17 protein-coding genes and 9 tRNA genes are annotated in these 21,127 nt (G+C 42.9%); 8 read left to right on the forward strand and 18 right to left on the reverse strand.

Translation table 11 applies throughout. The features are described from left to right. Positions 1-476 precede the first annotated feature (476 nt). Positions 477-1,781, forward strand: coding sequence for a dicarboxylate/amino acid:cation symporter (locus MSG36_RS09675; protein ID WP_048612623.1), 1,305 nt, complete (start codon positions 477-479; stop codon positions 1,779-1,781). A gap of 185 nt (positions 1,782-1,966) precedes the next feature. On the opposite strand, the gene MSG36_RS09680 is transcribed toward MSG36_RS09675, so the two are convergent. The 3 genes from MSG36_RS09680 to MSG36_RS09690 form a co-directional block, all read right to left on the reverse strand. Beyond that, positions 1,967-3,352 (reverse strand): sensor histidine kinase, encoded by a 1,386-nt coding sequence (locus MSG36_RS09680; protein ID WP_248367518.1) that lies wholly within the window; start codon positions 3,350-3,352, stop codon positions 1,967-1,969. After that, positions 3,349-4,014 (reverse strand): response regulator transcription factor, encoded by a 666-nt coding sequence (locus tag MSG36_RS09685; protein WP_017062555.1) that lies wholly within the window; start codon positions 4,012-4,014, stop codon positions 3,349-3,351. The genes MSG36_RS09680 and MSG36_RS09685 overlap by 4 nt, the downstream gene beginning before the upstream one ends. Before the next feature lie 80 nt (positions 4,015-4,094). Continuing rightward, complete coding sequence (locus MSG36_RS09690; RefSeq protein WP_004731130.1) at positions 4,095-4,568, reverse strand: NYN domain-containing protein; 474 nt, start codon at positions 4,566-4,568, stop codon at positions 4,095-4,097. 270 nt (positions 4,569-4,838) lie between these two features. Here MSG36_RS09690 and MSG36_RS09695 point away from each other — a divergent pair, with 270 nt between their 5' ends. Beyond that, a complete protein-coding gene (locus MSG36_RS09695) occupies positions 4,839-5,390 on the forward strand; it encodes a DUF4174 domain-containing protein (protein ID WP_248367519.1) in 552 nt (183 codons plus the stop codon). Between the two features lie 51 nt (positions 5,391-5,441). On the opposite strand, the gene cobA is transcribed toward MSG36_RS09695, so the two are convergent. The 9 genes from cobA to MSG36_RS09740 all read right to left on the reverse strand — a co-directional run bounded on the left by cobA (position 5,442) and on the right by MSG36_RS09740 (position 11,590). Beyond that, positions 5,442-6,218: a uroporphyrinogen-III C-methyltransferase gene (gene cobA / locus MSG36_RS09700; protein WP_017071487.1), complete on the reverse strand. Its 777-nt coding sequence runs from the start codon at positions 6,216-6,218 to the stop codon at positions 5,442-5,444. Between the two features lie 277 nt (positions 6,219-6,495). Next, complete coding sequence (locus MSG36_RS09705) at positions 6,496-7,311, reverse strand: formate/nitrite transporter family protein (protein ID WP_248367520.1); 816 nt, start codon at positions 7,309-7,311, stop codon at positions 6,496-6,498. A 123-nt stretch (positions 7,312-7,434) separates the two neighbouring features. Then, on the reverse strand, positions 7,435-7,758 hold the full coding sequence (gene nirD, locus MSG36_RS09710) for a nitrite reductase small subunit NirD (RefSeq protein ID WP_248367521.1): 324 nt from the start codon (positions 7,756-7,758) through the stop codon (positions 7,435-7,437). Positions 7,759-7,773: 15 nt separating this feature from the next. Further along, complete coding sequence (gene nirB / locus MSG36_RS09715) at positions 7,774-10,332, reverse strand: nitrite reductase large subunit NirB (RefSeq protein ID WP_050646228.1); 2,559 nt, start codon at positions 10,330-10,332, stop codon at positions 7,774-7,776. Between the two features lie 603 nt (positions 10,333-10,935). Continuing rightward, positions 10,936-11,009: transfer RNA gene (locus MSG36_RS09720), tRNA-Cys, on the reverse strand. A 64-nt stretch (positions 11,010-11,073) separates the two neighbouring features. Beyond that, positions 11,074-11,160 (reverse strand) — tRNA-Leu (locus tag MSG36_RS09725). An 80-nt stretch (positions 11,161-11,240) separates the two neighbouring features. Further along, positions 11,241-11,316: transfer RNA gene (locus MSG36_RS09730), tRNA-Gly, on the reverse strand. Between the two features lie 46 nt (positions 11,317-11,362). Next, a tRNA-Cys gene (locus MSG36_RS09735) sits at positions 11,363-11,436 on the reverse strand. A 67-nt stretch (positions 11,437-11,503) separates the two neighbouring features. Continuing rightward, positions 11,504-11,590, reverse strand: a tRNA-Leu gene (locus MSG36_RS09740). Positions 11,591-11,939: 349 nt separating this feature from the next. On the opposite strand from MSG36_RS09740, the gene MSG36_RS09745 reads away from it, so the two are divergent. Continuing rightward, positions 11,940-12,728 (forward strand): lipase, encoded by a 789-nt coding sequence (locus tag MSG36_RS09745; RefSeq protein ID WP_248367523.1) that lies wholly within the window; start codon positions 11,940-11,942, stop codon positions 12,726-12,728. Positions 12,729-12,803: 75 nt separating this feature from the next. Here the strand turns inward: MSG36_RS09745 and MSG36_RS09750 are convergent. The 6 genes from MSG36_RS09750 to MSG36_RS09775 form a co-directional block, all read right to left on the reverse strand. Further along, positions 12,804-12,877, reverse strand: a tRNA-Cys gene (locus MSG36_RS09750). A 64-nt stretch (positions 12,878-12,941) separates the two neighbouring features. After that, a tRNA-Leu gene (locus MSG36_RS09755) sits at positions 12,942-13,028 on the reverse strand. 80 nt (positions 13,029-13,108) lie between these two features. Beyond that, positions 13,109-13,184, reverse strand: a tRNA-Gly gene (locus MSG36_RS09760). A gap of 46 nt (positions 13,185-13,230) precedes the next feature. After that, positions 13,231-13,304 (reverse strand) — tRNA-Cys (locus MSG36_RS09765). Between the two features lie 199 nt (positions 13,305-13,503). Then, a complete protein-coding gene (gene viaA / locus MSG36_RS09770) occupies positions 13,504-14,949 on the reverse strand; it encodes an ATPase RavA stimulator ViaA (RefSeq protein ID WP_017070584.1) in 1,446 nt (481 codons plus the stop codon). 11 nt (positions 14,950-14,960) lie between these two features. Continuing rightward, positions 14,961-16,616: an ATPase RavA domain-containing protein gene (locus MSG36_RS09775; protein WP_229648400.1), complete on the reverse strand. Its 1,656-nt coding sequence runs from the start codon at positions 16,614-16,616 to the stop codon at positions 14,961-14,963. A gap of 288 nt (positions 16,617-16,904) precedes the next feature. Between MSG36_RS09775 and MSG36_RS09780 the strand changes: the two genes are divergently transcribed. From MSG36_RS09780 to MSG36_RS09800, 5 genes are all read left to right on the forward strand, one after another. After that, positions 16,905-17,420, forward strand: coding sequence for an NUDIX hydrolase (locus MSG36_RS09780; protein ID WP_248367525.1), 516 nt, complete (start codon positions 16,905-16,907; stop codon positions 17,418-17,420). 17 nt (positions 17,421-17,437) lie between these two features. Then, positions 17,438-18,442 (forward strand): low-specificity L-threonine aldolase, encoded by a 1,005-nt coding sequence (gene ltaE / locus MSG36_RS09785; protein WP_248367528.1) that lies wholly within the window; start codon positions 17,438-17,440, stop codon positions 18,440-18,442. Between the two features lie 768 nt (positions 18,443-19,210). Beyond that, on the forward strand, positions 19,211-19,735 hold the full coding sequence (locus MSG36_RS09790) for a hypothetical protein (protein WP_248367530.1): 525 nt from the start codon (positions 19,211-19,213) through the stop codon (positions 19,733-19,735). Positions 19,736-19,812: 77 nt separating this feature from the next. Then, on the forward strand, positions 19,813-20,310 hold the full coding sequence (locus MSG36_RS09795; RefSeq protein ID WP_017058208.1) for a hypothetical protein: 498 nt from the start codon (positions 19,813-19,815) through the stop codon (positions 20,308-20,310). Between the two features lie 89 nt (positions 20,311-20,399). Continuing rightward, positions 20,400-21,125 carry a molecular chaperone gene (locus tag MSG36_RS09800; protein WP_048668843.1) on the forward strand — a complete coding sequence of 242 codons (726 nt, stop codon included), beginning with the start codon at positions 20,400-20,402 and terminating at the stop codon, positions 21,123-21,125. The last annotated feature ends 2 nt before the right edge of the window (positions 21,126-21,127 follow it).

The following is a 21,127-nucleotide window of genomic DNA, read 5'->3' on the forward strand; positions in this document are numbered from 1 at the left end:
TTCCGAGAGAGAATATAAGTGATAACTATTACCATTTGCATTAAATTTACATTCTTTGCATTCGTAAAGTTTTGTAAAGGCGTGTCGGGGAGACGTTTTTATAAAGTTAAACAAAACCAATTCAATACAATACAAATGGTTAGAGAGCATTTACGCTAAAAAGTAGTTGTCGACGTCAAATCTTTTGAAACAGCGTTATTAGCTTGGGCTATTTAAGATGGCCAGATTGATAAGAAAATTATCTCTTCTTATTTACTACCTTTGAAACGGCAGCTTTATGTATAAAAGTCTCGATAAATGTAAATTTATGGTGAATTATTTTGTTTTGTTTTGTTTAATTGACGGAATTATCAGTGATTTTGATCACATCTATAATTCCAAACTCATTTTTTGTTTTTCGATTTGAACAACCGACTGCTAATCTCCTGCTCACTTTGAAAAGGTATCAAAGTTATAAATAATAAGGAGTGTTCTAAATGAATACCAAGAAACCTATGTCTCTGACTGGTCGAGTAATCCTCGGTATGGTCGTAGGTATATTAACGGGATTTGCCATTCAATCCCTTTTTGCAGACAGCGGATTTGTTAACAACTACATCGTTAACGGACTCTTTGAAGTAGGCGGACAAATCTTTGTCGCCAGTTTAAAAATGCTTGTTGTGCCTCTAGTCTTCGTTTCACTAGTGTGCGGTACAAGTTCTCTTAAAGACTTATCAACTCTTGGCCGTATGGGTGGCAAAACGCTTGCACTTTATATCGGTACTACTGCCGTTGCCATCACTCTAGCATTAACTATCGGTAACCTGTTCCAACCTGGAGCTGGTGCGGATCTTACTGCTGCGAGCTCTTTCAAATCAGCGGACGCCCCTTCTTTGGGCCAAGTTATCATCGACATGTTCCCAACCAACCCTATTCAGGCGATGGCTGAGGGCAAAACGTTACAAGTTATCGTATTTGCAGTGTTGTTTGGTATCGCAATCAGTGCGGCGGGCAAACCCGGTGAACGTATCGCTGCCGTTTTCTCTGATCTAAACGAAGTGATCATGAAGCTAGTTGCGCTACTAATGAACCTTGCTCCTTACGGCGTATTCTTCTTGATGGCGAAACTGTTCTCTGGCCTTGGCTTAAGTGCAATTTGGAACCTAGCAGAATACTTCTTAGTGCTTACTGGTACCCTACTGTTGCATGGTTTGGTGACTTACAGTGCGATGCTTAAAGGATTCACAGGTCTTAGTCCGATTACGTTCCTACGTAAGATGGAAGATGCAATCATGTTTGCATTCTCAACGGCATCTTCGAACGCAACAATTCCAGTAACAATGGAAACAGCTAAGAACCGCATGGGCGTAGACAACAAAGTCGCTTCTTTCACAGTACCACTAGGCGCAACTGTGAACATGGACGGCACTGCAATCATGCAAGGTGTTGCGACGGCGTTTATCGCGCAAGCCTACAACATCGACCTTTCAATGGGTGATTACCTAATGGTTATCCTAACGGCGACACTGGCGTCTGTTGGTACTGCAGGTGTCCCTGGTGTTGGTCTTGTTATGCTAGCGATGGTATTGAACCAAGTTGGTCTACCGCTTGAAGGTATTGCTCTAATCATGGGTGTTGACCGCCTTCTTGATATGATTCGTACCGCTGTAAACATCACAGGTGATAGTGCCGTATCTATCATCGTTGCTAAGTCTGAAGGCGCTCTAGACGAGTCTCGCTTCAACGACCCAGCAGCAGGTGAGAAAGAAGAAGAAGTTAAGCTAGCTCGCCAACAGGCATAGTCTCGCTTATCTGATGCTCTTGTCTTCAAGCTCAGGCGTAATTAATGGCTACGCCTAGCCCATACCAAAGCGCATAAAGAAAAACGCCACTGCAGATGCAGTGGCGTTTTTTATTGGGTATCGCTTAAGTCAGTACAACTGAGTTGAAATAATTAGCTATTTAACGTACTTCGCATTAGAGAAAGCTAATCACCGATTGGGAACATCAAGTTTACTCTCAGTCCCCCACCTTCTCTATTCTCAGCGGTTACATGCCCATTCATCACACCCATCGCTTCTTTAACAATCGCAAGGCCTAAGCCGTAACCGCCAGACTGTTTGTCTCGGGCTGATTCTATTCGTGTAAACGGGTCGAATATACCTGCAATCTTGTTATCAGGAATGCCATCACCGTCATCTTCTACAGATATGACACTGTAACGTTTATCTATGTCCTGTTCATATGTCGTCACGACAACATGAGCGTTCTCACCCGCGTATTTAATGGCATTCCCGACCAAGTTACCAATGACTCGAAGCAGTAGCCTCTCATCAACGTTCACCATTGATGTCGGCGTCTCTAGGGAACCAATCAAAGTTTGATTCGGTTTTAAATCGTTTTGCATCTGCGCGATCAACATTGAACAATAGTGCTCAAGGTGCATTAAGCTTAACTTGGAGTCATAGCGAGAGGTTTCTAAGCGGCTAAATTCAAGTATCTCACCCACCAGCTTGTTCATCTCTTCTGTTTCATTTTCCATTCGTTCTAGCAAACCAATGCTTTTATCATCAACCTTGCTGCGCAGCAGGTGCAGTGCGAGGTTTTGCCTTGCTAATGGCGTTCTTAACTCGTGTGACACATCACGAATCAAACGACGTTGCTTTTCAGCCAGAGATTTAATCTCAAAGGTCATATGATCAAAATCGTGTGCAAGCTCGTTGAATTCTCGCGTGGTGGAATTTAACTCCGACACCACACTGACCGTAAAGTCACCTTGAGCCAGTCTGCGGCTCGCTTCTCTCAACCTGTCCAACGGTTGCTGCAGGCTTTTGGCCATGATAATCGAGAACAGAGACAAAACGACCAATGCAATCAAAGCCTTAAGCATATAGGAGTATGGGGCAAAAGATTTAGCGGGGTGAAACTGGTGCGGTAGTTGGATAACCAGCGTTTTCCCGTTATCTAGTGGCAGACCGAAGATCGGCTTACTCACACGATCACTAAGTTGGTGATCTAACGTTCTTAAGTATTTGAGCTTAAATTCAAAATGCGGGTGCATGTGACGATGTGTGATCGGGCGATTGTCTTTATCAATGACGAACAGATAATACTGCTGAGCATTGCCCCAGTCCGCGAGTTCATCCATGTCCCCTTCTTCAATCAACACATTCGCTTGGTAAGCAAGGTCAAGCATCTCCGCTTTAACCGATTCTGGCACTTTAAGCAGCGCTTTCATCAAGGCTCTTTCAGCGACACCTTGCAGAATCAAAATACTCACCAAAATAACGGTCAGATAACTGAACAGTTGGAAAGTGAGTCCGTCTTTACGCTTAGCAATAAAATCAGGGCAACGCAGCAGTTTTATACTCATGCTCCGACCGACTCTAGGTAACTGTAACCTTTACCACGAACGGTTTTTATATGTTGTTTAGACAAACCGGCCTGAACGAGCTTTCTACGTATGTTGCTGATATGCATATCTAAATTACGATCGAAAGGACACAGTTCTTTCTTGAGTACATGGATTTGTAGATCAGATTTTGAGACGACAATACCATCGTTTTTGACTAGGTAATCAAGCAAGTCTTTTTCAGTGCCAGTTAATGGCAAACGAGAGAGTTGTTCACACAAGCCGTGATTAGAGGAAGCTAAAGATTGTCTTTGGCGTTCAAAACCCACTCGGCGCAAGATCACCTTAATACGGGTTAAGAGTTCAGGGACATTGAAAGGTTTGGCGATGTACTGGTCGGCTCCAGCTTGGTAGCCATCGAGCATTGAGGCATCGTCATTAAGTGCGGTTAGCATAAGAATGGGAGTAGCAAAACGCTGACATATACGTCTTGCTACTTGAATGCCGCTTAAGTTCGGAAGCATTACATCGAGTAGAACCAAATCGACAGGGTGAGATTGAATAAACTCAAGCGCGGATTCACCACAATGAACAGTATCAACGTGATACCCCTCATTTTCTAACACTTCACCCAGTAACTCACACAACTGAATATCATCATCAACAACTAAAACGCGAGACATTACACACACCGATAAATAAGAACTGTTTGCATTCTAATTATCGTTATTATTGATTTCAATTATAAAGTGCTCGATTTCCTCTATAGAAGAAAATCTTTTTCAATCGGTACAAATTTTGAGGCAGAATCGATAAGATTTTGAGCAGTTAATCCCGGAACACCATACACTTCAACAGGTTTGCCAAAACGTTCTTTGATTCGCTCTACAAGGATTTCGAAATCACCGTCTCCTGATACCAAAACAATCGTATCAACCGTCTCAGCAAGTTCTATCGCGTCTAACGCAATACCCACATCCCAATCGCCTTTTGCACTGCCATCTCGACGCTGAATAAACGGCTTTAATTTCACATTAAAACCCACACCACGAAGGATATGGTGAAATTGACGCTGCTTTGGATCTTGGCTTGAGATTGCGTAAGCATTAGCGGCAACAACGTTACGCCCTTCCGTGGCAACATACCAAAACTGGTTATAGTCGAAGTTAGAACGGTATTTGTCGCGCGTCGTGTAGTAAACGTTCTGAACGTCGACCAAAATTGCTATGTTTTCCATAAATTCATACCTTTAGATTTTCCGTATACCCTATTCTATTCAATAGTAAAATGCGAGCCGCTTTACTCAATAAAAATGAACCTGCCAGCTATCGTTAACGTAAACCTAATATCTTTAGCGTAAAGCTAAGTGTCTTTAACGTAATCCTAACTATGCTTATTGTAAGTGGATTTGTTTTGAACGTTTCTTAGGTGGGTCTGATCTTCACCTTCTTCTTTACGTAGCATTCAAATCGTACTCAGGCTTAGAGCTTTTAAAGGGAGGTTGGCAATGCTGCACCGACAAAAACACAAATCGAACGTAAGCATCGACACAACCAAAGCGGTGCAAACTTCGAATCAACCATCAAACTCTGGTATCTGGTTTAGTTTGCTTAAACTACTGACCATCAGCACGGTATTAATCATGAGCTTAACCATCAACTCAGTACTCGCCTACCCCGCCTATTCTCACTCAAAGCCTTTGCCGCACCGCAGTGTGATTTATTTCGCTCCAAAGGAAGATTCAGTCGTTAAAGAGTTTCTGAATGAAGTGTTGCTCAATAACTGTCAATTAGTCGAACGAGACGTCGTCATTATGGTTATTGCTGAGAGTGGTTACACAGTCCCGACTTGGTTAGAAGAAGAGTTTAACTTAGAGGCCGTCACCAGTATTTACGAGATCCCGAAAGGATCACATACCGCTGTTTTGATTGGTAAAGACGGAAAAGAGAAGCACAGATGGAATGGTAAAACAGATTGGAAACAGATCACCAATATCATTGACGAAATGCCGATGCGCCAACAAGAAATGCAGCGACAAGGCAGCCGCTGCAGTATTTGATTCTTGATGAGCTCAGTAGTGGCTTAGAGAGCCAACTAAAAGGTCAAACGATTAAGCTTGTTTGTTAAACCAAGCAAGTTTTTCATGGAGCTGAGCCACGCTGCCTACAACAATCAACGCTGGGCTCTTTGCGACACTAGCAAGATCAGCTAAATCACGTAACCCACCTCTAAATACCTTCTGTTCTTGGCGCGTACCGTTTTCGATGATCGCAACCGGCATGTCCGCTCGCATACCGTTGTCCAGTAAGTTTTTCTGAATGTTTGGACTCTCTTTCAAGCCCATGTAAAACACGATGGTATGGTTGTGCTGAGCAAGAGATTGCCAATCGATATCTTCGCCATCTTTCTTCAAGTGACCTGTAATAAACTGCACGCTTTGTGCATGATCACGGTGCGTCAACGGAATGCCCGCATAAGCCGTTGCGCCTGCAGCTGCTGTGATGCCCGGAATCACTTCAAATCTCACGTCATTCTCAGCTAACGTTTCACACTCTTCACCACCACGGCCAAAGATAAACGAGTCACCACCTTTTAGGCGTACTACGTGCTTGTTCTCTTGCGCTTTAGTGACCAACAATTGGTTGATCTGATCTTGCGGTACACAATGATGATCAAGCTTTTTACCCACATACAGCATTTCTGCTTCTGGGTTAGCCATCGCCAAAATATCTTTTGATACCAAGCGGTCATAAACCAACACGTCTGCTTGTTGAATCACTCGTGCGGCTTTTAGCGTAAGTAAGTCTGGGTCGCCCGGACCTGCACCTACCAATGAAACAAATCCTTTGTTTACTTCTTTAACATTCGATGACGATACTTCTGACATTCTGCGCTCCGAAGGTTTGCTTGTTTTATCTCAAGCTTAAATCTATGTGATAAGTCACTGTATTCATGATGACTTATCCAAATCCTTAACCCTTAGACTATCAGGTGTTGTTATAAATATTCAGTCTAAATACTAACGAAGATAGAAGTAATTATAACAAAACAGTCTATTGCGAGTAATTTGCGCAATGATATAAGGGCTTTCGAACTAAAAAAGCCCCAAACATGTTGTTGGGGCTCTTAATCTCATACTAAATTACGTTTCACCCTATTGAGGATTACTTAGCACCTAGAGAAGGCGCTGTTTTAGCGTGAGTTAGGTATAGAGGAACACACGTCATTAGTAGACCACCAACGATGTTACCTAGGATTGTTGGGATAAGGTTGAAGTTCAACCATGTCACGATACCAAAATCAGCGCCCAGAATCATACCCAGTGGGAATAGGAACATGTTTACTACTGTGTGCTCAAATACGAGTGCGAAGAAGATGAAGATTGGGAACCACATCATTGCTACACGGCCAGATACTGTGCGTGCAGTCATGTTGCCAATCACACCTAGACAAACCATAAGGTTACAGAAGATGCCGCGTACGAAACACGTGATCCATCCGTCCATACCCATGTTTTCAAAACCTAGGCTACGACCTGTAGAAACAGCAATGAACTTTTGAGCAACAGCGTTTGGTTCTAAAGAGAAGTTACCCGTTAGTGATACTGCAACAAGGAAAGCAACAATCAAAGAACCGATAAGGTTACCAAGACCAACAATACCCCAACAACGTAGGATACGACCCCAAGTGATACCTGGGCGGTTGTCGAATTTCGCTAAAGGTGCAAGGCCGAATACGCCAGTTACTAGGTCGTAACCCATAACACTTAGAATAACGAAACCAACTGGGAACACTAATGCGCCAACAAGGCCAATGCCTGTTTGTACCATTGCTGTAATAGCAACAACAACCGCTAGAGAAAGGATGATACCAGCCATAGTGCTTCGAATCAGAAGGTCGCGAGTACTTGTTTTCGTTTTCGCTTCACCCACATCGATCATCGTTTGAACGAATTCAGCTGGTTTGTAATCAGGAGACATAAGGTTGTCCTTAAAAAGTTTAAATTAAAAGTTAAAATTGGATAGGAAAAGGCTCTAGTTGCCGAGTTAAGGCAATATCGAGAACTAGAACCCTTGAACTATCAAATCTTACTCATCCGAAGATTAAGCAGAGATTTCTACAGCGCCTTTGGCAACACGAGCTTTATACGCTTTCACGTTGAAGTTCTCGTCTTCCATGCACACACCTGTTGCTAGGTTAAAGCGTTGCTTCTTAAGTGGGCTTGCTACCCAAAGCTCTTCTTTGTGCTCAACAATCAAACCGCGTGATAACACGTTAGATTGGAAGTATGGGTCTGTGTTGCTAATCGCGAATACTTCTTCAGCCTTAGTTGGGCGGAAGATAGCCACTTGCTCACCACTAACCAACGCACAAACACCTGTACCTGGGATAATGTCTTCGATCTTACAAACTTTGGTAAATGCCATGATGTCGTCTCCCAATTAAACCAGTTCAACGTGAAGGATATCGCCCTTCGCTTCTGGGTGTTTCTCTGTGAATGTCGCTGGGCGGTGTTGTTCACGACCATCTTCAACAAACACAACGTTATCATCGCGGTCATCAGCATTGATGAAGTGTGCAAAGCGCTTAAGTTGAGCTTCGTCGTTGATTGTATCTGTCCATTCACAAGCGAAGTTATCAACTAGGCCAGCAATGTCAGTTTCAAGTTGGTCATTGATACCAAGCTTGTTGTCTACAATCACTTCACGTAGGTAATCAACACCACCTTCTAGGTTGTCCATCCATACCGAAGTACGTTGTAGTGGCGCAGCCGTGCGGATGTAGAACATCATGAAACGGTCGATGTACTTGATTAGCGTTTCTTGGTCTAGGTCGCTTGCAAGTAGGTCTGCGTGACGAGGTTTCATACCACCGTTACCACATACATACATGTTCCAACCTGCGTCAGTCGCAATAATACCTAAATCTTTACCTTGAGCTTCAGCACACTCACGAGTACAGCCAGACACACCAAACTTCATTTTATGAGGAGTACGGATGCCTTTGTAACGGTTCTCGATCATCACGCCTAGGCCAACTGAATCTTGAACGCCGTAACGACACCAAGTAGAACCTACACATGTTTTCGCCATACGAAGTGCTTTTGCGTAAGCTTGACCCGTTTCGTAGCCTGCAGCGATTAACTTCTTCCAGATTGCTGGTAAGTCATCTTTTTGAGCACCGAACAGACCAATACGTTGTGCACCCGTGATCTTGGTGTACAAGTTGTATTCAGCAGCAACATCAGCAAGAACGCTTAGTGCTTGAGGTGTTACTTCACCACCCGCCATACGAGGGATAACAGAGTAAGTACCGTCTTTTTGCATGTTACCTAGGAAGTTATCGTTGGTATCGTGCAGCTTCACTAGCTCAGGCTTAAGGATGTGCTCACCCCAGCAAGAAGCAAGGATAGAACCCGCTAGAGGCTTACATACTTCACAGCCGTAGCCTTTACCGTACTTCTCTAGTAGCTCGTCGAATGTTTTGATTTCTTCAATACGAATCAGGTGGAAAAGCTCTTGGCGAGAGTAAGCAAAGTGCTCACAAACGTCGTTCTTCACTTCTACACCAGCTTTAGCAAGTTCAGCGTTCAGTACTGAAGTCACAAGTGGAATACAACCACCACAACCCGTACCTGCGCCAGTCACTGCTTTGATATCACCAATGGTGTGGTGACCTTCAGCAACGGCTTGAGCAATCTTGCCTTTCGTTACATCGAAACAAGAACAGATAACAGCAGACTCAGGAAGAGAATCAGCGCCAAGAGTTGGCTTTTCAGCACCAGCGTGAGCAGGAAGGATCAATGCATCTGGGTGTTCTGGTAGGTCGATTTCGTTCAGCATTAACTGAAGAAGATCACCATAATCAGACGTATCACCAACCATCACTGCGCCAATAAGCTTCTTATTGTCTTCAGAAACGATGATACGCTTATAAACTTCTTGCTCTTCGTTTTGGTAAACGTAGCTCTTACAACCAGGAGTACGGCCGTTTGCATCGCCGATAGAACCTACTTTCACGCCAAGAAGCTTAAGCTTCGCAGACATGTCCGCACCTTCAAATGTGCTTTCGTTACCGACAACGTGGTCAACAGCAACTGTCGCCATTTTGTAACCAGGAGCAACAAGGCCGTAGAACGTTTGGTTCCAAGACGCACACTCACCGATAGCGTAGATGTCTTTATCAGTCGTTTGACAGTGATCGTTAATCTCGATACCGCCACGAGGTGCGATGCCTAGACCCATTTGACGAGCAAGTTTGTCTTGTGGGCGAATACCAGCAGAGAATACGATGAAATCAGTTTCTAGCTCTGTACCGTCTGCAAAACGCATTACGTTACGTGCTTCAGTGCCTTCAGGAGCAATCTCAAGCGTGTTCTTACTTGTATGTACGTTTACGCCCATACGTTCGATTTTTTGACGAAGTTGGTTACCACCCGCTTGGTCAAGTTGCTCAGCCATTAGCTTAGGAGCAAACTCAACAACGTGTGTTGTCACGCCAAGTGCTTTTAGTGCGCCTGCCGCTTCAAGACCAAGTAGACCGCCACCCACAACCACACCAGACTTTGAGTTCTTAGCCGTTGCTTCGATAGCTTTCAGATCTTCGATTGTGCGGTAAACGAAACAGTCTTTACCTTCGTTGCCTTTAATTGGCGGTACGAATGGGAAAGAACCGGTAGCAAGGATAAGTTTGTCGTATTGAATTTCACGACCAGTGCTTGAGTAAACTGTTTTCTTTTCACGGTTAACGTTAATAGCACGTTCGCCGATCAGCATATTGATGCCGTGTTTCTCGTAGAAGCCTTCTTTAACTAAAGAAAGTTCGTCTGCAGTATGGTGTGAAAAGTAAGAAGAAAGGTGTACACGGTCATAAGCTACACGTGGTTCTTCACAGAACACCGTGATGTCCATGTTTGCAACATCTGTCTTCTCGACTAAATCTTCGATATAGCGATGGCCGACCATCCCGTTACCGATTACGACTAGCTTCATCTTGCTCATAAGAATTCCTGAAGGTTATATATTTCTTAACTGAGCGAATAATGAATTATGAAAGAAAATGAAAATATGATGTAAATCAATTACGAAATCGAACTACCCTAAAGGGGTAGGACAAAAGAGGTAGATCTGCTGATTTATCATACGAAGCAACCGAATAACCGTAGGTTTAATAAGGTTTAGCGGGCTTTTATATACACTTTCGTGCAGTAGATAAGATGTTGTAAATTTTCACAATAGGTTAGCAGTAACGCAGGTAAATGACAATCATTTTCATTTGTAGTCATAATAAGTGTAATAACTCATGAAAGCGTTACAGGATCATGAGCAACTATGTATAAATATGAAGAACTTAATGACGCAAAAGACAGTCGCCCTTTTCCACTCCCCACTCATAGCACAACGAGTTAACAGATGCTGTTGGTTATTTAGTGAATGATAGATTTATACAACGAAAAGACAGGCACAAAAGTGATCTGATATGGCTTGTTCCTAGAGGTGCTACTGATTAGAGCATACGTGGGAGTTTGGAGATAGCATGAGAGGGTTTAGAATTTCAGATAGCAAAAAGGCCAGCATTTCTGCTGGCCTTTCAACTTTGAATAGTGGAGGCGCCTCCCGGAGTCGAACCGAGGTCCACGGATTTGCAATCCGCTGCATAGCCACTCTGCCAAGGCGCCTTCAATAGTGTTTTAAGAGAACAACTCTTTTGATTAATACCAAGCGAGGTAATAATCAAATAGATGGTGCCCCGGGCCGGACTTGAACCGGCACAACGCGAACGTCGAGGGATTTTAAATCCCTTGTGTCTACCAATTCCACCACCAGGGCACGCAATTCTTTATTGCGATGTCGATTACTGAAAAGTAAAACACCATCTTAATGTCGAAATGAATCAACATTACAAAATTTGGAGCGATACATCGGGTTCGAACCGATGACCTCAACCTTGGCAAGGTTGCGCTCTACCAACTGAGCTAGTATCGCATTTTCATTCTTAATATCTCTTAACTTATCAAACTAAGAGAAAGAATGGAGGCGCCTCCCGGAGTCGAACCGAGGTCCACGGATTTGCAATCCGCTGCATAGCCACTCTGCCAAGGCGCCTTTAATAGTGATTTAAGAGAACAACTCTTTGTTCATCACTCTACTCAAAAAGTAGAAGCTAGATAGATGGTGCCCCGGGCCGGACTTGAACCGGCACAGCGCGAACGCCGAGGGATTTTAAATCCCTTGTGTCTACCAATTCCACCACCAGGGCAACGCAATCTTGCGAGGCCGATTACTGAAAAGTAAAAACACCATCTCTCAGTGACCTAAGCCGTGAGAACGAGGTGTACTTTAACGGATGGAAAAAATTCGTCAACAATAAATTTTATCTTTTAATTCAAGTGATTAATTATCGAACTCAAAAGAATAAATTTAGTGCAGCTTGTACGGTTCTTATACTTGGATTTCTAATTTAAACGAACAAATCACTGACAACCATTGATTCAAATACCAATTGAATGCGGTGATTTTATTGTTTTAAACCAAGCAAATGGCGTTTTCATGTGCATTTCACATTCAACGACTAGAGTTTTAAGTAACTCTTATTAAGAAGTAAACATGTGAAACCACTAAAACGATATCAATATGAGCGCTATGCCGTTCTTTGTAACCTCGCCTACCCTAGGGTTTTTAAACAAACTCGCTATGGTTTTGACCCTAATGGACAACGCATCATCAAGAACCAGTTTGGTAAAACCATGATTCGAGTGTTGTGGAGTAGCGACAAAGATGAAGTAGTTGTGGTTATCAAAGGATCGCACAGTATCTCAGATTGGCTACTGACCTTTGCTCTATGGACAAGAAGCTGTAAGAGAATTGGGCTCAATTATCGTGTGCATGCGGGCTTCTACCATCTGATGTTTCAAGAGAGCCAGCCAAGTCGTAATGAAGATAAGCTTGGCTTAACCGTTATTGAGCGCTTGGAAGCCACGCTCACACCTCTCATCGAACAAGGCAAAAGAGTGTCTATTACTGGCCACTCTTCCGGAGGCGCTATCGGTTGTGTCTTCGCTGATTACTTTGATAAAAAGTATCCAGGCTGTATTAAGCGAATAGTGACCTTTGGCCAACCCGCCATTGGTGACTGGAGCTTTCGAAAGCACTATCGCATGAGTAAGAAAACCTACCGAATTTGCTGTGACATCGACATCGTGACCTTCATGCCACCGGTTCCTTTGCTCTATTGGCATGTAGGCAAAGTGCTTTGGCTTTATAACGGACGAATCTACGAGAACACTCCAACCTTAATCCGTCTTGGTCGCTCTATCTTTAGTTGGCTGATAAGACCTTTCTCTTACCACTTAATGAGCAAGTATATCCGTAACAAAGATTTCTTTGATAAGCATTGAAATGGGTGCGTAGGAAGCTTTTAGCGGGGCCAGAAACGAAAAAACCAGTCACTAGGACTGGTTTTTTCTGGATGATGGAGGCGCCTCCCGGAGTCGAACCGAGGTCCACGGATTTGCAATCCGCTGCATAGCCACTCTGCCAAGGCGCCTTCAATAGTGTTTTAAGAGAACAACTCTTTTGATTAATACCAAGCGAGGTAACAATCAAATAGATGGTGCCCCGGGCCGGACTTGAACCGGCACAACGCGAACGTCGAGGGATTTTAAATCCCTTGTGTCTACCAATTCCACCACCAGGGCACGCAATTCTTTATTGCGATGCCGATTACTGAAAAGTAAAACACCATCTTAATGTCGAAATGAATCAACACTACAAAATTTGGAGCGATACATCGGGTTCGAACCGATGACCTCAACCTTGGCAAGGTTGTGCTCTACCAACTGAGCTAGTATCGCATTTTCATTCTTATTATCTCTTAACTTATCAAAATAAGAGAAAGAATGGAGGCGCCTCCCGGAGTCGAACCGAGGTCCACGGATTTGCAATCCGCTGCATAGCCACTCTGCCAAGGCGCCTTTTTAATTCAACACTTTAGGGACTTAAGCAAGCCGCACCGCTGTGTTCGGGTGCCTACTTTACGGATTGAGGGGAGATAGTCAAACAAAAAAGTGAATTTAAATTCCGTTTGCTGACATTTAAATCAAATTGCTGCATGTTCGATCTCTTCAATCAAAAAACACACAGCAAAATCGAGTTAAACAAGATGTTCTAGCGCTACCACTTCTTCATGAAACGACCGACAAGACTCGGATGATACGCCCAGCAGTGGTCAAACATCGTCATAAGTTGAGGGTTACCATACTTAGAAAGACTAACCGCATGGAAACGGTTTTTGTGTTCTTTCAACTTTTCAACTTGAGCAATCATTTCGTCTGATTGTTTCGGTGCAATAAAGTCAGAAAGTACGATTAAATCGGCATTCTTGTATTTATCACCCGTCATCAAGTCAATCGACTTCATAAGAACAGGTTCTAAATCCGTACCGCCGTGAAATGAGTAACTTAAGAAGTCGCTCGCTTCACGCAGGCCATCTTGCCTTGTTAACTCATAGGTAATCTGCTCAGAAGAGAACAGAATCACGTAACAGTCTCTCTCTTCCGCAAGAGCGATTTGCATCAAAGCATAAGCCATTGCTTTAGCGGACTGCTCAGGGAAACCACTCATAGAGCCCGAAGCGTCCACACAGACGATAAACGGACCCTTTTCAATATCGATGTTCTTGCTATCTGGTTTTTGCGCTTTCACTTTGCGTAACGTGCGTGATTTACCTTGCGAACGATAGCTCAGTAAACGCTTGTCGGCCAAGTGCTTGTAAAAGATAACCTCAAGTTCAGGATAAGCTAGGAACATGGTTTCGTTTGGCAGCATTTTGTTCAGGTCATCACTTTCATGAATTCCTACAATATCATCAACCGCTTCATCGCTTTTCTCTTCAACCATCTGCAATTCTTCTACAGGGGCTTTGTGTAGCGAAGGATCATCTTCCTCACCAGCCATACGGCCTAGCTTTTCAGCGATCTCTTGCAAGCCCTTGTGCTTATTCAAGAACTCAGCATGACGCTTCATGATGGTAAGGTCTGTTTTGCTTAATTTGGCAGAAGCCATGTCCCACAAGCGCCCTACACTGCCTTCATCACCCGACTCAGTCACTTTGTCCATGTTTTTCATAGTTTCCATGCGCTGATAAAGATCGGCTAAGACTTTTTCTTTGCTTGTTTCAAGTTCGGTTACTTGAGCTTGCTTAATCGCATCAGAAAGTGATTGGTACCATTGGTCGCAAAAGTAGTGTGGAAACATCGCGTTATAAACGCCCTTGTTGTTCTCCATAAGGCGTCGAGCTTGTAGATAAAACGCGGAATGCCACTCCAGCTTTTTGATAACGCTGTCAATCTCATCAAAGAACTGTGGTTCATCCCAGTAAATCACTTCTTGATAAAGGGCGATTTCCTCTTGGAATCGATCAGTTTCACATACCTTAGTAACGCGTTTTTTAACTTTACCGCGCCATTTAACTAAGTGGTTTTTCACTGATGTTTTCACACCTTTGTTCTCTGCAGCCATCATGACTTGAGAACGAGCGATGAGGTCATTCATCGCGGTATCAATGATTCCGGAATCAGCTACCATCAAAGCGAGGTTTAAGCCGTCTGCTCCTAACATATGCTCTCCTCTTACTCGAAGTACTGGCTCATAAACTTAATACGCTGAGCAATCTTGCTGCTCTTCACTTTCGTGGTTTCAAGATCTTGCGTGACCGCTTGCAAACTTGCTTCCATCGCTTTCGGCAAGTCAGGGTCAATATAGTTGTGAGGCAACGCATCATGGAATTCAGTACGAACACGCTTTAACTTGAATTCCGCTTCGGTTAACTGTTCTAGCGCTCTTTCAGCACCACTTAACCACTTGTTATACAGTTCTTGGTCCAAACCATCTGTGGTAACAACGCTCACCAAGACAGAGCGATTGGCAATGTCTTTAATCACTAATTGGTTCGATGCATCCAAGTCGAGTTTTAAACGGCATAGGTTTTTATTTTCGTTTACGTAGCCGTAAATATCGCCGTGACCTTCTTTAAGAACACGATCAAAATCGTCTTTGGCTACGTAGACCCAACGGCTATCGCCTTTCTCAGATTCAGACACCGACATGTTGCTTTGCAGCATAACCAGTTTCACTAGATTGTATGCACTGCCTACGCTGTACATTTTCGCGTTCTTGATATCATTCTGGTAAACGTCTTTTCGCAACAAGCCGCTGGTTGATTCCATAGAGAGCGAAACTGATAGCGTCGATTCAACATCGTCTTGAATCTCTTCTAACTCTTCACGAGACATCTCGATTTGAGCTTTCGATTCTTGTTGATCAAACGCTCGGTTCAATGCAAAGTCTTTCACCACGCTACGAACTACATCGCGCGATTCAGGGCTATGCCATAAACAATCTTGCAGAAGCATGATATCTAGCGGGTTCACGCTATCGCGACCGCTGAAGAACGCACTCGCTTTCAATAGTTTAACGGCCTTCTTCCATCGTCTGTCTGATACATACAATTCTGACTCTGACGCAGAGCCTTGCTTCTTAACCGTCTCTTCAAGCATGGTTTTCAGTTCAAACAACTTATCAAACGAATTGTCTGTCAGTTCTAGCTTATCGAGCTCTTTCTGCCATTGATGGTATTCAATATCCGTAATCGCCAAACCTTTTGGAATTACCGCTTCTTGAGAAGTACCCGTGGTCAGCATCGATTTGAAGTTTTGTTTGTTTTGAATACGGTTTACGAACACGCGTACCAACATACGGTCGTAGAGTGCTTCCAAGCCGCTGTCTTCATCTGGAAGTTCGTTGGATGCCGACACTAGTAGACGCATCGGTACACGTTCAATATCACTGCCGTTTTTGAAAGTCTTTTCGTTAACGACAGTCAGTAGCGTGTTTAGGATTGCAGGGCCGGCTTTCCAGATCTCATCGAGGAATACGACTTGTGCTGTTGGTAGGTAGCCTTCGGTCAGTCTGACATAACGACCGTTGTCTTTTAATTCTTGGATACTTAGTGGGCCAAACACTTCCTCGGGAGTAGAGAAACGTGTCATCAAATATTCGAAGTAACTACTGTTGTCAAAAGCCTGAATAAGACGTTTAGCGATAAGGCTTTTTGCGATGCCCGGAGGGCCTAATAGAAACACACTTTCACCAGCCAAAGCAGCCAGTAAACAAAGCTTAATTGTGTCTTCTCTTTCGTAGACACCATCAGAAAGAGCATGCGCTAATTTATTGATTCTTTCAGAGAGTAGCGCCTTGTCAGCATGTGAAGAAATAGAAGGGTTCATGCGTTACTCCGAAAATCTTTGAACAGTTGAGAGTGTAGAATTGTTTTTATACATTTGTTAGCACTTTGTTACAAGTGTATTTTATTATTGAGTTGCATTTATATCAGATGGTTACGTCGGTAATTTTGGCGCAATCATAGATTCCAATTATGAGAGTAACATCACGAACGGCGTGAAACTAAATCTAATGCGAAACCTAATTTTTCTTTTATTTTCGACACCATAGACGTTATGGTGGTGCACGTCTTCCGTTATACGAAAAATTGGCAAGGAATGTGGCCAGACTGCATGAGTAAAGTTATCCATAAATGGAAAAGTATTTCTCTCATAGAAGAGAACGTGACGCTCCCTACGAACGTCGTGGTAAAACATACAACAATAAACCACCCTGGCGCGGCAGTTATTCTTCCTATCACTTCGTCTGGAAAAATCATCCTCATTAACCAATTCCGCCCTTCTCTTAAGAAATGGCTTTTGGAACTACCTGCAGGCACGATGGAAATTGATGAGTCACCTCTTCAATGTGCCCAGCGTGAATTGGAAGAAGAAACCGGTTACAGCGCAACTTCCTTTCAAAGCTTGGGGCAAGTCACCCCTTTGGCTGGCTTCTGTGATGAAATACAGTATCTGTTTGTCGCAAAAGACTTAAGCCTCACTGCCCGCTTTGAATGTGATGAAGATGAAGTCATAGAAGTGATCGAACTGAGCTTAGAAGAACTGCAAGATAAAATACGACACGATCAAATCACCGATACAAAAACTATCGCTTGTTTAAGTAAAGCCCAACTCTGCGGCTACCTATAACACTCTAGGAGAGAAACATGGACTTTCGTTCTGATACCGTAACTAAACCCTCACAAGCTATGCGCGATGTAATGGCAAGCGCAGAAGTCGGTGATGATGTATATGGTGATGACCCAACAGTAAACGAGCTTGAGCAGTGGGCAGCCAACGAAACTGGCTTTGAAGCCGCTATGTTCACCTCTTCAGGTACGCAAGCCAACCTACTCGGCCTAATGGCGCACTGTGAGCGTGGTGATGAATACCTATGTGGTCAACAGGCGCACAACTACAAATACGAAGCCGGTGGCGCGGCGGTATTGGGCTCGATTCAACCTCAACCAATCGAGAACAACCCAGACGGCACTTTAGATTTTAAAAAGCTTGCTGCTGCGATTAAGCCAGACGACAGTCACTTTGCTCGTACTAAGCTTCTTAGTTTAGAAAACACGATCAATGGTAAAGTGCTGCCAATGTCTTACCTAGCGGAAGCTCGTGAGTTCGTAAACCAACACGGTTTGCAAATGCACTTAGACGGCGCACGCGTATACAATGCGGCAGTCGCTCTCGGCGTTGACATTAAAGAGATCGCACAACACTTCGATTCGATGACAATTTGTTTATCGAAAGGTTTAGGTGCTCCAGTCGGCTCTCTGCTACTTGGTAGTAAAGAGTACATCGCTAAAGCACGTCGACTACGTAAAATGGTTGGTGGCGGTATGCGTCAAGGAGGCATTCTTGCTGCAGCAGGTAAAATGGCACTGACTGAGAACGTTGCTCAACTTAAAGCTGACCACGAGAACGCGAAAAGCCTAGCGATCGGCCTAAGCAAGTTAGAAGGCTTTTCTGTTAACCCTGATTTCATTCAAACTAACATTGTGTTTGCTAAGTTAGATGAGTCCGTGGATATCAACCGAATCGCTCGCGAACTGGGCAAACAAGGCATTACGATGTCTCCAGGTAACCCGGTTCGATTTGTTACTCATAGAGATATCAGCTCTGAAGACATCACTACTTTCCTAACAAAGCTAGAAAATGCACTTTAACTCTTAACGAGAAGAGCCTCTATCGCAATTAACACTAAAGCTTCCTTCGGGAAGCTTTAATTTTTCATCAAATTTGTTAGACAATTCCACAACAAAACCAGCCTTCGACACCTGTAGGTTTTCTAGAAAACACACTAGATTGACTGGAACAGAACGCAATCTCATTTTGGCCTATAAGGATACCTTCTAAGAATAATCCCTAAATTTAAGCATTCAATTAACCTTTGAGTTTGAATTTCATTAATGACTTAAAGCTTTGTCTGTTCACTAGAGGTAAATAACTTAGTAATAATAATGTCAAGCTTTTAAATACCACGCATACGGTATTTAAAACTAGAGTTAACCTCCCCTAAAAAATTCGTTTAAATAACTAATTTCAATAAACAAACAGCAGGTACCCCTCTCCGAAATAAAAATTTAAAATCGCTAAAATCAACTTATAAATTAAGTTTTCAAATTAGCCTCCCCGTTAATAACACTGTAACTATTGTGATGACAACGGCCCATCAAAAAACTCAATACACTCGACGTAGACCATACTTCTACTTTTATCAATTAAATAAAAATCGCTCGTCAACTCAAACATTGGGGGAAACTCCACTATCTAATTGAATATAGTATTATTATCCAATTATTTAATCTCTTCGGTTCAGATTAAAATCATACTAAAACTCATACTTCTCTTAAATAATAAACTTTTTTTACTACTTCACCATTTTTTAAAGCACATATAGTTTTCACAGTTAAGCAACAAGTTACATTCAACCGTTGAGAGGTGAGATTATGGTTAAAGCATTTCGAATTCTTCATAACTTAATCGTCTCAGCGTTAATTTTCAGTCTGTCACTTTCATTATATGCCAGTGCTAATAGCTTAACGTTAGGAATTAGTGGTCAGATCAAAGACCGATGCGAAATAAACTTCTTTTCTGGCAACATTATGAATTTTACGGAACACCGTGATGTGCAATCGTTGCCTTTTAATATTTATTGTAACCGTCCGTTGGGTATAACGATCAACTCAAAATATGGAGGCTTAAAATATCAACATCAAGGGTTTGATATTATTGAAAGTTACAATTTGTCATTACAAATAGACGAAATTCGTCTTCATGAAAGTAGGCACAGTAGCCAACTTACTTCACCAGTAATGATAGACAGTTCTGGTGTTATTCCGTTCTCTCAACAGGGGAATCTTAGGGTAGCACTCGAAAATAGCTTGCATTACGCAGGTTATTATCAAGACGTTATTGAGATCGAAGTTTACCCTTCGATTCATAGCGTAACAAAGTGAAAACTCTGCAATGTATCTGCAGAACAACATACGCTCAGCAGTATTCGAGCCAATCATTTAAGATAAAGGAATTTCTAATGAAAAAGCTAACACTCTACGCAGCAACAGTCACAGCTATTTTTGGCGCTCAAGTCCAAGCCGCTCCAGGTGATGTACAGTTAGTTGGATTTGTTTCACCTGTATGTGAGGTTACCGGTCTTTCAACGCAACTGATGGACTTTGGTAACGTATCTCAAATTCAAAACCTTTCTGTTAGTGGTCTTAACATGAAGTGTAATGACGTCGATGGTGCAACTGTGACACTGACAAGTGCTGAAGGTGGTCTAGAGTCAGATGATAACGAAGACTACGCCCTTACATACGATGCAACATTTAATCCTTCAGGCTTAGCTCCTTTCACGCTTAATGCACCAGGGGGCCCAGGTCTAAATGACGTTTCAGTCAGTAATTCTTATGGCGGTTCTGGCGCATTAGCGACAGGTGTTGCCGCATCTATTGATATTGTGACGACAGAAACCTCCCCATGGGCAGGTGGCTACTCAGATACATTAACCGTAAATATCACCTCAAATTAGAGGTTAATAAGTCGGGGGCTATTATTTGGCCTCCGACTTAATCTTAGCCTCAATCTCAACGACGTAAGTTTAATTTGGAGCTTATCGCTATGTATCAATGGATCATACATAAATGGACCGTTCTGTTTTTATTGTCGTTCACTTGTTTGTCCGCTCATGCGTTCAAAGTAGAACCGATGTCTATGGAAATGACGCCGCTTGGCAAAAGAGCTCAAATGACCATGAGGGTTGAGAATTCTTCTCAAGAACCGCTCACGGTTGAGTTGTCTCCGGTATATATGACAATGGACAAATATGGCAAAGAGACCACCACTCCTGCTGATGACGAGCTACTAGTTATTCCAGTGACCGCGATTATTGAACCTGGACGATCACAATCTATTATGGTGCGCTATTTAGGCGATCCTTCCATCACAGAATCTAAAGCGTATCGAATTGCTGTTAAGCAAGTACAAGTTCAAAGAGCAAGCAGCAACCAAGGACAAGTAAGTCTGTTACTGCAATTTAATACGCTTATTAACGTCCGACCTCAGAACACAGCTTCTCAGCTAGAAATTAAAAGTATCGAACAGAATACCAAAAACAACAAATGGGTTCTTGAAGTACTTAACAGTGGTAATAGTTATGGTCGATTAACCAATACAACATGGAAGATATCTGATGGTAAAAATTCGACATATTTAAAAGGCGTAGAAATCGCTAAGCGTATTCCTGGAACTTTAGTCCTTCCCTACTCCACTCGTTTTTTTGAAATGCTGCCTCTTAAAAATTACAACGTGAATAACCTATCGATTGAAATAGAGCAGGATCAATAGCA

This window comes from Vibrio sp. 1CM8B, assembly GCF_023161685.1.
In the GTDB taxonomy this organism is placed as follows: domain Bacteria; phylum Pseudomonadota; class Gammaproteobacteria; order Enterobacterales; family Vibrionaceae; genus Vibrio; species Vibrio coralliirubri.

What these genes read in the sequence shown, in the direction of transcription:
- nirB (WP_050646228.1), bottom strand. Translation starts at nt 10,332, where the DNA reads ATGAGCAAGATGAAGCTAGTCGTAATCGGTAACGGGATGGTCGGCCAT.
- cobA (WP_017071487.1), bottom strand. Translation starts at nt 6,218, where the DNA reads ATGTCAGAAGTATCGTCATCGAATGTTAAAGAAGTAAACAAAGGATTT.
- MSG36_RS09775 (WP_229648400.1), bottom strand. Translation starts at nt 16,616, where the DNA reads ATGAACCCTTCTATTTCTTCACATGCTGACAAGGCGCTACTCTCTGAA.
- MSG36_RS09675 (WP_048612623.1), top strand. Translation starts at nt 477, where the DNA reads ATGAATACCAAGAAACCTATGTCTCTGACTGGTCGAGTAATCCTCGGT.
- MSG36_RS09705 (WP_248367520.1), bottom strand. Translation starts at nt 7,311, where the DNA reads ATGTCTCCTGATTACAAACCAGCTGAATTCGTTCAAACGATGATCGAT.
- MSG36_RS09800 (WP_048668843.1), top strand. Translation starts at nt 20,400, where the DNA reads ATGTATCAATGGATCATACATAAATGGACCGTTCTGTTTTTATTGTCG.
- MSG36_RS09780 (WP_248367525.1), top strand. Translation starts at nt 16,905, where the DNA reads ATGAGTAAAGTTATCCATAAATGGAAAAGTATTTCTCTCATAGAAGAG.
- MSG36_RS09795 (WP_017058208.1), top strand. Translation starts at nt 19,813, where the DNA reads ATGAAAAAGCTAACACTCTACGCAGCAACAGTCACAGCTATTTTTGGC.
- MSG36_RS09695 (WP_248367519.1), top strand. Translation starts at nt 4,839, where the DNA reads ATGCTGCACCGACAAAAACACAAATCGAACGTAAGCATCGACACAACC.
- ltaE (WP_248367528.1), top strand. Translation starts at nt 17,438, where the DNA reads ATGGACTTTCGTTCTGATACCGTAACTAAACCCTCACAAGCTATGCGC.
- MSG36_RS09690 (WP_004731130.1), bottom strand. Translation starts at nt 4,568, where the DNA reads ATGGAAAACATAGCAATTTTGGTCGACGTTCAGAACGTTTACTACACG.
- nirD (WP_248367521.1), bottom strand. Translation starts at nt 7,758, where the DNA reads ATGGCATTTACCAAAGTTTGTAAGATCGAAGACATTATCCCAGGTACA.
- MSG36_RS09680 (WP_248367518.1), bottom strand. Translation starts at nt 3,352, where the DNA reads ATGAGTATAAAACTGCTGCGTTGCCCTGATTTTATTGCTAAGCGTAAA.
- viaA (WP_017070584.1), bottom strand. Translation starts at nt 14,949, where the DNA reads ATGTTAGGAGCAGACGGCTTAAACCTCGCTTTGATGGTAGCTGATTCC.
- MSG36_RS09685 (WP_017062555.1), bottom strand. Translation starts at nt 4,014, where the DNA reads ATGTCTCGCGTTTTAGTTGTTGATGATGATATTCAGTTGTGTGAGTTA.